Below are 12579 nucleotides of genomic sequence, written 5' to 3' on the forward strand. Positions count from 1 at the left end.
AGTGGCAGCGTAAGCGTCAATCTAGCGGACGGCGTCGATGGTCACGCGAAGTCCGGCCGCCTCCGGTTGTACCCGGGATAGGAGCGTTTCGAGCGCGAGCCCTTTCGGCTCAATGCTCATCGACCATACCGTAAGCGCCGCTACGCCGAACAACAGCGCACGGAGCCTGAACATGCCGCCCTGGCCGAATGCCGGCAACACGAGACCGACCCCATATCGACGGGCGACGGAACCCCGGCGACGCGGACGAATTGATTGCGGTATTTGCTAACGAATGCGTATTTTCTTTTGATCAGGCCGTCATGCGTGCGATGGTGGCGGATCTTCACTCGTCCCCCAAACGACGGTAGTTCAGACCGTCATCTGCCATCGTCGCATTGCCGCTCGGCAGCCGTCGTTCGCAAAACTTGCAAGGGCGAGTCATGCGCACGTGCTCCGGAAAAGCGTTCTAAACAATACTGTCCAATGCCCTGGAGAACTTGGCGACCGCGCCTTCGACGTCACGCAGTTTGTCGAGGCCGGATAATCCAATGCGGAAGGTCTTGAAATCTTCAGGCTCATCGGATTGAAGGGGTATGCCGGACGCGATCTGCAAGCCGGCGTCGGCGAATTTCTTGCCGGATCGTATGTCATCGTCGTCCGCGTAGCTGACCACGACGCCCGGCGCCTGAAAACCTTCGGTGGGTCAGGCTCACACGCCGAATTGAAATTCCATCGGGTTTCCACACAACCTCGGTCAACAGCAGCCGGTCGACGACCAAAGTACGACACCGATTATTTATGAATCGCCGACCTCAACTCGCGCACGTCTCTATCCGACACCGGCGCGGCATGATTGCCCCACGTGTTCCTGATGAAGCTGATAACGTCCGCGATTTCTGTGCTGGTCAATTGATCGTTGAACGCGGGCATTTTTTGTGGCTTTCGCTGATCGTCGGTCTTCGGGCTCTTGCTGCCTTCAATCACGATGCGCATGATCGAGGTCGGATCGGCAGACATCACGAGCGCATTGCCCGCAAGCGCTGGGGCTTTGCCGGACTCGCCCATGCCGTCCGCGCGGTGGCAGCGCGCGCAATACGATAGATAGAGGCCTGCGCCGGGACGCTCAAGCTCGCCGGTATCGACGGCTCTTGTCGTCAAGATTTTCGCGTGTTCGTTGTTGTCGAACGTGCCGCTCGGATTGCGCGCGGGCAGCGATTTCAGATAGGCCGCGATAGCGTGCAGGTCGGCGTCGCTCAGGTAGTGCGTGCTTTCTTCGACCACCGGTGCCATCGCGCCGAACGCGGTTGCACGCGCGCCGTGTCCGCCGCGCAGAAACGCGACGATCTCGTCTTGCGACCAGCGGCCGAGGCCGCTCGCGGGATCGCCGGTCAGATTCGGCGCGGACCAGTTGTCGTTGATGCCGCCCGTCAGGTAGTGCTCGCTGCGATCGTTGTAGCCCAACTCGTTGTACGCGGGGCCGCGCGGCGTGTGGCATGCGCCGCAGTGTCCGAGGCCTTGCACGAGATACGCGCCGCGATTCCATTCGGCGCTATGGTGCGAATCGTCGACGTAGCGCTCGTGATTGCCGAACAGACGACTCCAGAAGAACATCGCCCATCGCTGATTGAATGGGAACGGCAAGTGCGTGACGGGAGAGCGGTTCGTCGATGCTTTCACTCCATGCATGAAGTACGCGTAAAGCGCGGTGACGTCCTCGTCGTTCAGCTTCGCGAACGACGGATACGGCATCGCCGGATATAGCCGTTGGCCGTGCGGCGTTTTCCCCGCGCGCAGGACGTCGGCGAATTGCTGCAACGTGTAGCGGCCGATGCCGAACGTCGGGTCGGGCGTGATGTTGCCCGCGTAGATCGGACCGAATGGCGAATTGACCGGCATGCCGCCCGCGTAGGGCGTTTTGTCGGCGGCGTCGTGACAGGCGGAGCAATCGCCCGCCTTCGCGAGATACGCGCCGCGCTCGATCTGCGTCTGGTCCATCGCGACCGGCGAGTCGCGCGTGATTGCGGCGAAACTGTCCGGGCCGCTGTCGCGTTTGCAACCGCCGAGCAAACCGAGCGCACAGCTCATGACGAGCAGCGATAAGGTGGACGACGGAGCGCGTGTCGTTTTCATCGCGTCAGTACCATACGCCGCACGGGCCGACGAACAATGGCGCGAGCCACACGAAGATCACACCGACCAGAAAGCCTGTGCTCACCAGCGCGCTGCAAAGTGCAATGAAGCGCACGCGTAAGGCGTCGTCGGTGCGAAGCTGATTCGGCGAGCGCAACGCTTCATGGTGATGCGGATGCGGTTCGTCGGCGCGCTTGCCGCTGCGCGCCAACTTGAACCCGTACCACGCGAGACCCGCGCACGGGGCGGCCACCAGCACCGCGACAATCGAAATGGCGAAGATCCACGTATTGAAGCCGTTCCACAACGGCGTGGGGCGCGGCGCGCTAACGCCATAGCAGGCGGTCGCGGAAAGCACTTCGGAGACGATCACCTGCAACAGCCAGATACCCGGCGCGCCGAACAGCCCGGCGATCGCGCAAGCGGCCAGAAGTTTGCGCCGCGCGGCGAACGGCTGCGATGTCGAAAGTCCCGATTCAGGCATGGCTAGCACGCATGATTAGCGCCCTCTCAGGATGAACGGCGACAGATACAGCGTGGAGAAGATGAAGAGCCACACCACGTCCACGAAATGCCAGTACAAACCGCCGATCGAAATCGGCGCGGTACGCCGCTGGTCAAGGTAGCCGAGCGCGATCCACACCGTCATCACCGCAAGCACGATCAGCCCGACTACGACGTGCGCCATATGAAAGCCAGTGATCGTGAAGTAAAGCGAGCCGTACAGATGCGCGGTCAGTCCATACGGATGGTCTTTCCATTCTTTTATCTGGATCAGCAGAAACACGATGCCGAGCGCCATCGCAATGAGCATCGAGACGATCGACGTGAGTTTGCGGCCCTTCCTGAGTACGCGCTCCGCAAACCACACGAACACGCTGCTCGACAACAGAAACGCCGTGTTGAGCGCGCCGATGCCGACCTTCGGCATGCCTTCGGGCGGCCACGCAAGATGGGTTTGCGCTTCCAGATAGAGATACGAAAAGATCAGATAGCCGAACAGACACGCCTCTGTCGCGACCAGTGTCAGCACGCCCCACCAGCCGCCCGAGTGCTCGCCCGCGCTGCCCACCGGCAGCGTCGCGTCGAGGTCTTGCCTGGATGTATCGACGCGCGCGCTCGGCGGCGGCGGTTCGCGCTGCGCAAGCGCGCGGCGCGGCCAGAGCCATACGATCATCGCCGCCGCGCAGGCGACGGTCATCGCCGCGACGAACGCAGGGCTGTGCACGAGCAGCCCGACGAAGAAGAGCGCGCTGAACAGGCCGAGAAAGAACGGCGTGTAAGTGTCGTCGGGCATCTTCAGGATCACGTCGGCGCTGCCGCTCAACGGCGATACGCCGAGTGTTTCACGGCCGCAATGCAGCAGGTACCCAGTGGTGAGGCTCGAACGCCCGGTGATCTCATCCATGCGGTCTTCCCACAGCGGATGACGCGACGCGATCATCGGCAGCACGGCGAAGTTGTAGGGCGGCGGAGGCGACGGCACGGACCATTCGAGACTGGAGCCGTCCCACGGATTCGCGCCGGCGCGCGCGCCGCGTTTGGCCGAATACAACGCATTGACAACGAACATCAGCACACCCATGCCGAACACGAAAGAGCCCACGGTAGTCAGCATGTTGCTGAGATCCCAGCCCATGCCCTCGGGATACGTGTAAATGCGTCGGGGCATACCGAGCAACCCAGAGATGTGCATCGGGAAGAAGCCCAGATTGAAGCCGATCAGCACAACCCAGAACGTCAGCTTGCCGAAGCGCTCGTCCATGAGCCGGCCCGTGAACTTCGGAAACCAATAGGTGATGCCGCCGAGCACAGGAAACACGTTGATGCCGAGTAGCACATAGTGCAGATGCGCGACCACGAAGTACGTATCGGTGAGTTGCCAGTCGAGCGGCACCGCGGCGGTCATCACGCCCGAAACGCCGCCGATCACGAACATCAGCACGAAGCCCGCGAAGTAAAGGAACGGTGTTTTGAAAACGGGCCGGCCCAGCCAGATCGTCGCGATCCATGCGAATACCGCAACCGCGCTCGGCACGGAAATCAGCATGCTGGCCGCGCCGAAAATCGCGAGCGCGAGCGGCGGCAGTCCGGTGGCGAACATGTGATGGATCCACACTTCGAAGCCGACCAGCATCGTCGCGACCGTCGAAACGGCGACTGCCGCATACGCGACGATAGGCCGGCGGCAGAACGTGGGCAGCGCGTCCGACACGATGCCCATCGCAGGCAGCACGATCACGTACACCCACGGGTGCGCGAACATCCAGAACAGGTGTTGCCAGAGCAGCGGCCGTCCGTCACTCGCGACATCGAAGAAATGCGTGCCGATGTTGCGATCCATCCACAACAGAAGGAACGCGAGGCTCACCGCCGGCACTGCGAACAGGTTCGCGAACGAGGCCGTCAGCGTGCCCCATACGATGATCGGCAGACGGTTGATGGACATGCCGTCCGCGCGCATTCTGAACAGCGTGACGACGAAGTTCGCCGCGCCCACCGAGGTCGAAATGCCGAGCAGCACCATGCCGAGCGCGTACACGTCGATGTTCGGGCCGCGGTTATAGTCGAGCGAAGCGAACGGCACGTAGTTGAACCAGCCGGCGTTCGGCGCTTCGCCGAGCGGAAAACTCGCATACAGAAAGAGCCCCGCGAACAGAAACACCCAGTACGAAAGCGCGTTCAGCCGCGGAAACGCCATGTCGCGCGAGCCGAGCATCAGCGGCCACAGGTAATTCGAAAAGCCGCTCAGCACGGGCAGCGCGTACAGGAAGATCATCGTCACGCCGTGCATCGTGAAGAGCTGGTTGTACTGATCCGGCGTCAGCAGCGTTTCGTTGGGCCGCGCGAGTTGCAGCCGCATGATCAATGCTTCGACTCCGCCGAGCAGCAGAAAGCAGAACGCGGTGACGATATAGCGCAAGCCGATCTGCTTGTGATCGACGGTCGAAAGCCAGCCGCGCCAGCCGGGCTGGCTTTCCCACAGGTCGTGCAGCCGCTGTTCCTCGGGCGAGCCTTCCGCCACTTGTCCCACTTCCGGTTCGCGGAAGAAAGTGACTTGCTGTAGTGCGGCCAGATCCTCGCTCCCAGTGGCAGCCATGTTGGTCCTGTCAGTTGAGTGTTGCGAGATACGCGGCAAGGTCGCGTCCGTCGTTCGGGCTGAGCTTGATGTCAGGCATCAGCGACTGCGGTTTGATCTCCTGAGCGTGCACGATCCATTCCATCACATTGTCAGGTGTATCCTCCAGCGCGCCCGCGGCGATCAGACTGCGGCTCAGCAGATGCGTAAGATCGGGCGCCTGCACGCCAGCGGCGTCGCTGCCGCGCACCGTGTGGCAACCCGCGCAGTGTTCCATGAACAGATGCTGGCCGCGCGTGGCGTCGGCGGACGTAGGCGGCGCGGCTGGGCGCGCCTGCGCGTCGTACCACTTCTCGTAGTCTTGCTGGCTTTCGGCGATCACCTCGAAAGCCATATGCGCATGCTGCGCGCCGCAGTACTGCGTGCATTGCCCGCGATAGACGCCCGGATGATCCGCCTGAATCCATTGACGGTTCACCTGGCCCGGAATGGTCTGCGTTTTTCCGGCGAGGGCCGGCACCCAGAACGCGTGTATCACGTCCGCGCTTTTCAGATTCACCTGCACCGGTTCGCCCACGGGAATGTGAATCTCGTTCGCCGTCGTGAAATGCTCGGGACTTTCAGCGCCGTAATCCGCTTTCCACCACCAGTCATATGCGGTCACGTTGATGGTCAGCGCCGGTTCGCGTGAAGGCGACGCGACCACCGCGAGCACCCACAGCATGTAAATCAGCGCCGCCAACAGCAGCACTGTTGAGATCAGCGTGCCGGTCAGGACTGCACGGCCGCCGTCGCTCTCGGTCATCCGAGGCCCGCTCGCACCTCGTCGATGAAGCACCGCGTAAAGCAGCAGCGCGCCGACGATCACGCACACACCGACGCACAGCGCGGCCAACGCCCAACCCAGCACGAGCACCGGCCGCGAAGCGGGTCCGGCGCTGTGCAGAAAGTACGCGAGGGGAGTGGAGCCCGGCATCGCGACGCCACTCGTCATCGGTAATGCGCTAGGCGCCGCGCGAGGCTGGCGGCGGACTCGTGCCAATGCAAATGCATGCGCTCGCTCCTGAGCGGTCGGTCGAAAACTGGCGGGGGAATCGTGCTTATGTCATAACGTGCTCAAACGATCGGACCGCATTTGTGGTCCGATCATCTCTCGTCGGTAGCAAATGAAGTGCCTGACAAGCCGCTTGCACGCCCGCTGTCAACGGTTCTCCGCGCGCTGCAAGGGCCTTGATGGGATCGGCGGTGCGGCACGCAATGGCCTGCATCGTCAACGACGGATTCACGCCGCCGACGGTCGGAAACACCGAGCCGTCGCAGATCCACAGGTTGCGGATGTCGCAACTCCGGCAGTCGGCATTGACGATGCTCGTCGCCGGATCGTCGCCCATGCGCGCGGTGCCGTTTAGGTGGCAGGTGTCGTCGGTTTCGCGCCAGATCTCCGAGCCGCCCGTGGCCGCGAGCGCGCGTTCCATGAAGCCGAGCGAATGGTCGATCAGGCGTTTGTCGTTATCGCACCAGGAGTACGTGACGTGCGCGACGGGCAGGCCGTACTGGTCCTTTTCGTCAGGACAGGCACCTGACAACCGGCCAGTTTGGCATGAACGATGCTGGTAATCCAACGTCGCGCCGGCGGAGTCGTCGAGACGAAGGTTGAGTTACAGGAGTCATGTCATGGAACGAATTCCAAAAAACGCGCTCGTCGCGCTTCTCGTGGCTGCATTCGCGGCGGCCGCTCCCGGCTGCAAGCGCACGGCCAACGGCAACGATGCGCTGAGCACCGGCAGCAGTGGCGTCATGAGCAATTCGGCGGGAGTGAGCGGCACGCCAGGTGGCAGCGACGCGGCGAATCGTGCGAGCAGCGCCGCCGGCGCAGCGGCGAGCGGTTCGAACGCCGCGAGCGGTGAATCGCCGACGGTGAGCACCCCGGCAAGTGCGGCAAGCCAATAAGCGGGTTCGTGGGTTGCGTCGCGCCTTTTCCAGGGCGGCTCGATTGCGACGGGCAAAAGCCTGCAACTCGATTTCCCCGCGGCAAAACCGAAGTTTCAGGTCTGTCGGCGCTCTCGCATGCCCATGAGGAACGCCGTTTGCGCGGTGGGGAGAGATACATCGTCCACAACCCTGTCGTGCCTTACATAGCCAGCGGCGGCTCTTTCAGGGAGCTAACGATGCATCAGATGTTTGCTTGTTGTATTCACGAGTTCGGCGGTCCCGAGGTTTCAAACGGCAGAAGATCGATGTGCCGATGCCGGCCGATCACGAAGTCCTGGTTCGCGTGCGAACCGCGAGTGCCAATCCGGTCGATAACAAGACGCGTGCGGGAAAGTATCCGTTGGTAGGCCCGGACAAGCTGCCTTACACGCTAGGGCGCGATTTTGCCGGGGTGGTCGAGGCGGTTGGTAAAGAGGCGTCGCCATGGAAGGCGGGTGACGAAGTGTACGGATTCGTCGGCCAAGGGCAGGGCGCCTATGCGGAGTTCGTCGTCGTCGTCGATGCGAGCGCGCTCGCGCGCCGTCCCGCGAAGGTTGACTGGTTGTCGCCGGTGCGGTACCTCTCGCCGCGCTCACCGCATGGCAGGGGCTCTTCGATCACGGTTATCTGAATGCCGGCGAGCGTGTGCTGATTCATGCGGATGCGGGAGGCGTCGGACATTTTGCGGTGCAGTTCGCGAAGAACAGATGCGCAGAAGTATTCGTCACCGCGTCGGGCGATGGCGTGGAGTTCGTGCGAGCACTCGGCGCCGATCACGTGATCGCCTATTGGCAGCAAAGATTTGAAGACCTCGCGCGCGATATGGATCTGGTGTTCGATCTTGTCGGCGGCGAAACGCAGCAGCGTTCGTGGGCCGTGGTGAAGTCCGGCGGCGCGTTGATCTCCACGCTGAACGAGCCTTCGCAGATCGAGGCGACCAACCACGGCGCACGGGCCACCCGCTACACCGCGCGATCCGACGCAAAGCAACGCTCGGAAATTGGTCGCCTGATTGATGAAGGTGAGGTCGTTGTCAAGGTGACGGCAACCTATCCATTCGCTGCCACGCCCAATGCATTGGTAACGCTCGAAAAAGGACACGTACGCGGCAAGATCGTGGTCGATATGGCACAGAAAGCTGAAGCGTCAATTATGGCGTGCGCGACTACGCGCTGACCAAGGCAGGCATAGCAAACTTCACAAAGGGCCTCGCCAAACAGATGGTCAAACGAGGCATACGCGTCAACGCGGTCGCGCCGGGGCCGTTCTGGACCGCCTTGCAAGTCAGTGGCGGCCAGACCATGGAGAACCTGACGCACTTTGGCGAGCACGTTCCGTTGGGGAGGCCGGGGCAGCCGGCGGAGATCGCGCCGCTGTACGTGCAGCTCGCATCGACGCAGGCAAGTTACGTGACTGGCCAGGTGTTCGGCGCCTCGGGGGGCGCGGGGCAGCCGTAGCCGCCACGTATCGGCGCCGCATGTCGATCACACACGAGATGGTCTTTCGCAAGACAGCGTAGCGAGAGGCGCCCGCAACGGCAGACAGACGTGATTCGGGCCGGCCAGTCGGTTGCGGCGTACGAAGGCGGGGGGTACGTCTGGTTCGTTCGTCGTCGCGCGAATCAATGTGGCCAGACTACGTTGCGGCTCACCGCCAGGTTCTCTGTCGCCGACGACTCGATGCTCCTCGCGATAGCCGTGCAACAGGGGAGGCCGCAAGAGTGCATGGCTTAAGGTAAGAACTCGCGTTCAGCCAAGCAATCTGCACGCGTATCGTGCGACGACGGCAGCACCCATTCCCGCAGTCGCCAGCCAACTGAGCGCACGCAATGTCCAGTGCGCACTCAGGTCGCCCACGCAAGAGTGCCTTGTGCTGAGCAGCACGAGCAACACCATCACCGGAGTCGCAGTCGTGCCGTTGACCACAGCGCTCCAGTACAACACGCGAATCGGGTCTAGCTGCATCGCCGCCAGTACGAGGCCTATGGCGCCTCCCAGCGACACGATTGCGATCAACGCGAATGCGATGCGCCGGTTGTGCTGCTGGTCGAGCGGCCAGCCGACCGTGCTCGCGACTGCGTGTGCCGCCGAGCCGGCGAGCGGCGGCAACGCCAGCAGGGCACTGCTGATGAGCGCCAGACCGAGGAGGTGCGTATCGAACCGGCCAGCGACCGGCGCGAGCACGCTCGCGAGCGATGCCGCCGAATCAGGAGCTCGGCCGTTGGCGTGGAGCGTCGCCGCCGCGGCGATCATGATGGATACGGCGATCGCATTCGACAGCCCGGTTCGGATCAACGTATCGCCACGTATGCTTCGCAAGCGCCTCAAGCCGGCTTCCCGATGCCTTTCATCGTTGGAGCGTGGGTCTTGCGGGCGCTGCGTTTCCACTTGCTGTTCCGCCTGCGAATACAGTAGATATGGACTGATCGTCGTGCCCAGAACAGCGAGCAGCATCTCAAGATAATGCCCCGACCAGGAAATATGAGGGACGAAGAAGCTGGCCGTCAGTCTTGTCCACGGCAGTTGAAGCGCGATATCGACGCCGACATAGGCAAACAACGAAAGCGCCAGCCATTTAAGCACGCGCGCGTACCTTGCATACGGGACGAACCACTGGAGCGCGACGGAGAGAATGAGAAAGAAGGTCGCGAGGCCGGGGATCGACCCGCCCCACAGCAAATGCGCACCGACGCCCATCGCGACGACATCCGCCGCAATATTGAATGTGTTCGCAATGAGAAAGCGGCCAACAGCAAGTAAGAACCATACTCGCGAGTAGTGCTTGCGCATGTTGGTCGTCAACCCGTTGCCTGTCAGAACCGCGATCCGAGCCGACACGAGTTGCAAAGCGACGATCGACGGATAGCTCAGCACGCAACTCCATAACATGTCGTACCCGAACTGCGCGCCCGCCAACGAATAGGTGACGATGCCGGCCGGATCGTTGTCGGCGGCCATCGTGACGACGCCGGGGCCGATGTCTGCCGCCCAGGAATGCGCAGCGGTACCCCCTTCGACTTTGCCGCGTTGAGGGTGCGTGGCTCCCGTGTGATCGACTGAGGTCATGGTAGGGTCGAAAGTCAGTGCGTGTGAGGCTGGTCGGCAATTTAGGCTGGACAGCCAACGGTGCGGGCCGCTGCCGCGCTGCGCAGTCGCCGCGTGTTTCCTTCCGGAGACGTTGGAGTCGCGGCGCAGCAATGTTCCGCACGATTCGTACCGGGCGGCTCTGCGCGCCAGCTAGCTGGGTAGGGGATTTGCCAAGATGATGGCTATCGAAAATTACACTTTCCCCTGGCTTCTGCTGAGGACCGTTCAACAGGCGACGTTCGTGGCGAATGCGATGGCATCGGGCCACCGAGACGGTGGAACGCGGCTTGCGGCTCTCCTGAGCCGGGCTTCTCCGGCGAATTCCTGGTAGCCAGTTCAACCGGAGACTTACCATGCGACTCTTAGTAACCCAAGAGGGACTGCCACGCGTGTCGTGGGGTGCAGTATTCACGGGTGTGATTATTTCGCTAATCGTTTATCTTGTGATGAGTGTCCTCGGAACGGCAATCGGCGCGTCGTTGCTCAGTCCGTTGTCGCAACCGACCCCAAGTCGCGGATTCGGCTTTGGATCGGGGGCGTGGTTGATCGTGACAACAGTTATCTCCGTGTTTGGAGGGGCGTACTTTGCCGGGCGTTGCGCGCCCGTTCTCGGCTGGTTGCATGGACTGCTCGCATGGGCCGTCATGATCCTTTTCCTCGTCTTCGGATTAGCGTCGGTCATCGGAGGCGCGGTAAGCCTGGCAGGAAACGTGGCGTCGGCGGGTGCAACCGTCGGCGCTGCCAGCGCCCAGACGGATGCCGGTAGCAGCGCGATCAACTCGCTTTCACAACAGGCGCAAAGCGCCGTCGCCTCTATCACGGCTGCCGCATCGAGTCCCGGCGCGGACGCGGACGCCAGGCGGGCGGCAGACACTGCGGCTCGCACCGTGGCCCGCGCGAGCTGGTTTTCGGTGGCAGCGCTGGTCGTCGGCGCGGTCATAGCGCTCGGCGCAGGAGGACTCGGTTTTCGGCACCAACCGGCGGTTGAAAGTGGCGGCAGCCGTGCCTCAAAGTCGGGTTACGCATAAAGACGGGATGAGTCCCGGGTCGGCCAACGGCCGCCCATATCTTTTCACCGTTGCCGGCGAGCACAAGGATGCTCGCCGGGTCGGCGTGACCTTGTGTGCGGCGGTAACTGCTGAGCGGATTCAGTCGCCGGATAGCCGGCGCGAGGCGAGCGAGCGAGGCGCCTGAAGCAGGCTTACGCATGGCCCGAGGTGGCTTTCGGGGGCTATGCCGACGTTTCGCTTTTGCGATTGCTATCCAACGGGAAATACTCTTCGCGGTCGAGACCGCGTGCTTCGTCGTTCGAGGTGGTAGGACTCGGAAGTGCAGGCAGTTTCATATCGTGTTGCTGGACAGGATGCGAGACGAATAACGTCAAAATTACAAAGAAGAGGACGCTTTGCAGAGGGGCATCGCCCGGCGCGAGGGGTAATGCGTACGGAAGAAAGGTCTGCTGCCAGATCTCGATGCAACGAGCGCGGGTGGACCTGCTTGATACTATCGCGCAATGAATCAATGCAGCGGCGTTTGCGCATAGGGACGCGTGATCCACGTTCGTTAAGCAGCTGAGACGCCTGCGCCGTCTCGAACGCAGGGATCGTTTGCAACACGCGGACAGGTGGCCATTTGACTTGTGCCCGCCGGGATGAGCGGGCTCGCCAAGGGGCGAGCCCTTTCGGCGGGCGAGCGATTGTCTCCCCACGTCGCTTGATCAGCGTTGAGCACTCAGCAATTCGTTGCCCTGAGCCGATAGAGGCACCTCGCGTCGCTCGATGAAATTGCGGGCCCATGCGAGCGCCTCGCCCATGGCCTCCTCGCGAGTGGGCCGGATCAGATTCGGACACTCCCGGCCCGCACTGATAAGGCGACCTCGCAATGTCACCTCAACCCACGGCACCCATGCGCCGGTTTCAGTCGACTGCGCTGTCGAGGAAATCAGGTATCCAAAGTAATAGGACTCTTGTAGTTCTTGCTGGATTTGCAGGATATCTCCCATCATGCCCTCCGTCCGGGTTGGCCGCGGGCCAGGTAGTCGTTACGCGAGCACGCAGCCGACAGCCCCAGTGACATGATCGCAGCGGACGTGCGAACCGGTGTATCTGGGGCAATATAACGCCGGACGACAGAATAAAGTCATCTGCTTATCGCCGTAAAGACGACTATCAGATGCGCGGCGTCCTTGTTCGCGGTCATGGAAACGAAGGACTCCGATGTGCCCGGCAGGCATCAGTGAGCAAGCCTCATACCCAGAGATATGCCCACCGTCGCAAAGCAACTGGCTGGCACCCGCACCGCTGCCTCGGTGGCTGGCGTAGCCAGCAATGG

At 62.3% G+C, this 12579-nt stretch carries 10 protein-coding genes and 4 pseudogenes; 5 read left to right on the forward strand and 9 right to left on the reverse strand.

Annotated elements, in window-relative coordinates; translation table 11 throughout:
* Window positions 1-21: 21 nt before the first annotated feature.
* The 7 genes and pseudogenes from B0G69_RS42450 to B0G69_RS36810 all read right to left on the reverse strand — a co-directional run.
* A pseudogene (locus B0G69_RS42450) lies at window positions 22-240 on the reverse strand (MFS transporter); the annotation flags it as partial.
* A 208-nt stretch (window positions 241-448) separates the two neighbouring features.
* Window positions 449-679, reverse strand: a pseudogene (locus B0G69_RS36785) (alanine--glyoxylate aminotransferase family protein); the annotation flags it as partial.
* Between the two features lie 95 nt (window positions 680-774).
* Window positions 775-2112: a cytochrome c gene (locus B0G69_RS36790; protein ID WP_121324962.1), complete on the reverse strand. Its 1338-nt coding sequence runs from the start codon at window positions 2110-2112 to the stop codon at window positions 775-777.
* Between the two features lie 4 nt (window positions 2113-2116).
* Window positions 2117-2596 carry a hypothetical protein gene (locus B0G69_RS36795; protein WP_121324963.1) on the reverse strand — a complete coding sequence of 160 codons (480 nt, stop codon included), beginning with the start codon at window positions 2594-2596 and terminating at the stop codon, window positions 2117-2119.
* Window positions 2597-2611: 15 nt separating this feature from the next.
* A complete protein-coding gene (gene ctaD, locus B0G69_RS36800; RefSeq protein WP_121324964.1) occupies window positions 2612-5212 on the reverse strand; it encodes a cytochrome c oxidase subunit I in 2601 nt (866 codons plus the stop codon).
* A 10-nt stretch (window positions 5213-5222) separates the two neighbouring features.
* Window positions 5223-6185 (reverse strand): cytochrome c oxidase subunit II, encoded by a 963-nt coding sequence (gene coxB / locus B0G69_RS36805; RefSeq protein WP_121324965.1) that lies wholly within the window; start codon window positions 6183-6185, stop codon window positions 5223-5225.
* A 214-nt stretch (window positions 6186-6399) separates the two neighbouring features.
* Window positions 6400-6780 (reverse strand): annotated as a pseudogene (locus B0G69_RS36810) (GMC family oxidoreductase); the annotation flags it as partial.
* Window positions 6781-6865: 85 nt separating this feature from the next.
* Between B0G69_RS36810 and B0G69_RS36815 the strand changes: the two are divergent.
* The 4 genes and pseudogenes from B0G69_RS36815 to B0G69_RS36825 all read left to right on the forward strand — a co-directional run.
* Window positions 6866-7141 (forward strand): hypothetical protein, encoded by a 276-nt coding sequence (locus tag B0G69_RS36815; RefSeq protein ID WP_121324966.1) that lies wholly within the window; start codon window positions 6866-6868, stop codon window positions 7139-7141.
* A gap of 295 nt (window positions 7142-7436) precedes the next feature.
* Window positions 7437-7793: an alcohol dehydrogenase catalytic domain-containing protein gene (locus B0G69_RS43040; protein ID WP_347232539.1), complete on the forward strand. Its 357-nt coding sequence runs from the start codon at window positions 7437-7439 to the stop codon at window positions 7791-7793.
* Window positions 7794-7849: 56 nt separating this feature from the next.
* Window positions 7850-8338, forward strand: coding sequence for a zinc-binding dehydrogenase (locus B0G69_RS43045; RefSeq protein ID WP_347232542.1), 489 nt, complete (start codon window positions 7850-7852; stop codon window positions 8336-8338).
* A pseudogene (locus B0G69_RS36825) lies at window positions 8326-8619 on the forward strand (SDR family oxidoreductase); the annotation flags it as partial. The gene B0G69_RS43045 and the pseudogene B0G69_RS36825, both read left to right, overlap by 13 nt.
* A 291-nt stretch (window positions 8620-8910) precedes the next feature.
* Here B0G69_RS36825 and B0G69_RS36835 read toward each other — a convergent pair.
* Entirely contained in the window at window positions 8911-10227 is a 1317-nt protein-coding gene (locus B0G69_RS36835; protein ID WP_241991665.1) for a divalent metal cation transporter, read from the reverse strand.
* A 374-nt stretch (window positions 10228-10601) separates the two neighbouring features.
* Here B0G69_RS36835 and B0G69_RS36840 point away from each other — a divergent pair, with 374 nt between their 5' ends.
* A complete protein-coding gene (locus B0G69_RS36840; RefSeq protein ID WP_121324968.1) occupies window positions 10602-11276 on the forward strand; it encodes a hypothetical protein in 675 nt (224 codons plus the stop codon).
* 689 nt (window positions 11277-11965) lie between these two features.
* On the opposite strand, the gene B0G69_RS36845 is transcribed toward B0G69_RS36840, so the two are convergent.
* Window positions 11966-12253: a DUF6566 family protein gene (locus B0G69_RS36845; protein WP_147440825.1), complete on the reverse strand. Its 288-nt coding sequence runs from the start codon at window positions 12251-12253 to the stop codon at window positions 11966-11968.
* Window positions 12254-12579: the final 326 nt, after the last annotated feature.

The sequence above is a fragment of the Paraburkholderia sp. RAU2J genome, assembly GCF_003634845.1.
GTDB lineage: Bacteria > Pseudomonadota > Gammaproteobacteria > Burkholderiales > Burkholderiaceae > Paraburkholderia > Paraburkholderia fynbosensis.

Coding starts and splice junctions, on each gene's coding strand:
- B0G69_RS36790 (WP_121324962.1), bottom strand. CDS start 2,112: ATGAAAACGACACGCGCTCCGTCGTCCACCTTATCGCTGCTCGTCATG.
- B0G69_RS36795 (WP_121324963.1), bottom strand. CDS start 2,596: ATGCCTGAATCGGGACTTTCGACATCGCAGCCGTTCGCCGCGCGGCGC.
- ctaD (WP_121324964.1), bottom strand. CDS start 5,212: ATGGCTGCCACTGGGAGCGAGGATCTGGCCGCACTACAGCAAGTCACT.
- coxB (WP_121324965.1), bottom strand. CDS start 6,185: ATGACGAGTGGCGTCGCGATGCCGGGCTCCACTCCCCTCGCGTACTTT.
- B0G69_RS36815 (WP_121324966.1), top strand. CDS start 6,866: ATGGAACGAATTCCAAAAAACGCGCTCGTCGCGCTTCTCGTGGCTGCA.
- B0G69_RS43040 (WP_347232539.1), top strand. CDS start 7,437: ATGCCGGCCGATCACGAAGTCCTGGTTCGCGTGCGAACCGCGAGTGCC.
- B0G69_RS36835 (WP_241991665.1), bottom strand. CDS start 10,227: ATGACCTCAGTCGATCACACGGGAGCCACGCACCCTCAACGCGGCAAA.
- B0G69_RS36840 (WP_121324968.1), top strand. CDS start 10,602: ATGCGACTCTTAGTAACCCAAGAGGGACTGCCACGCGTGTCGTGGGGT.
- B0G69_RS36845 (WP_147440825.1), bottom strand. CDS start 12,253: ATGATGGGAGATATCCTGCAAATCCAGCAAGAACTACAAGAGTCCTAT.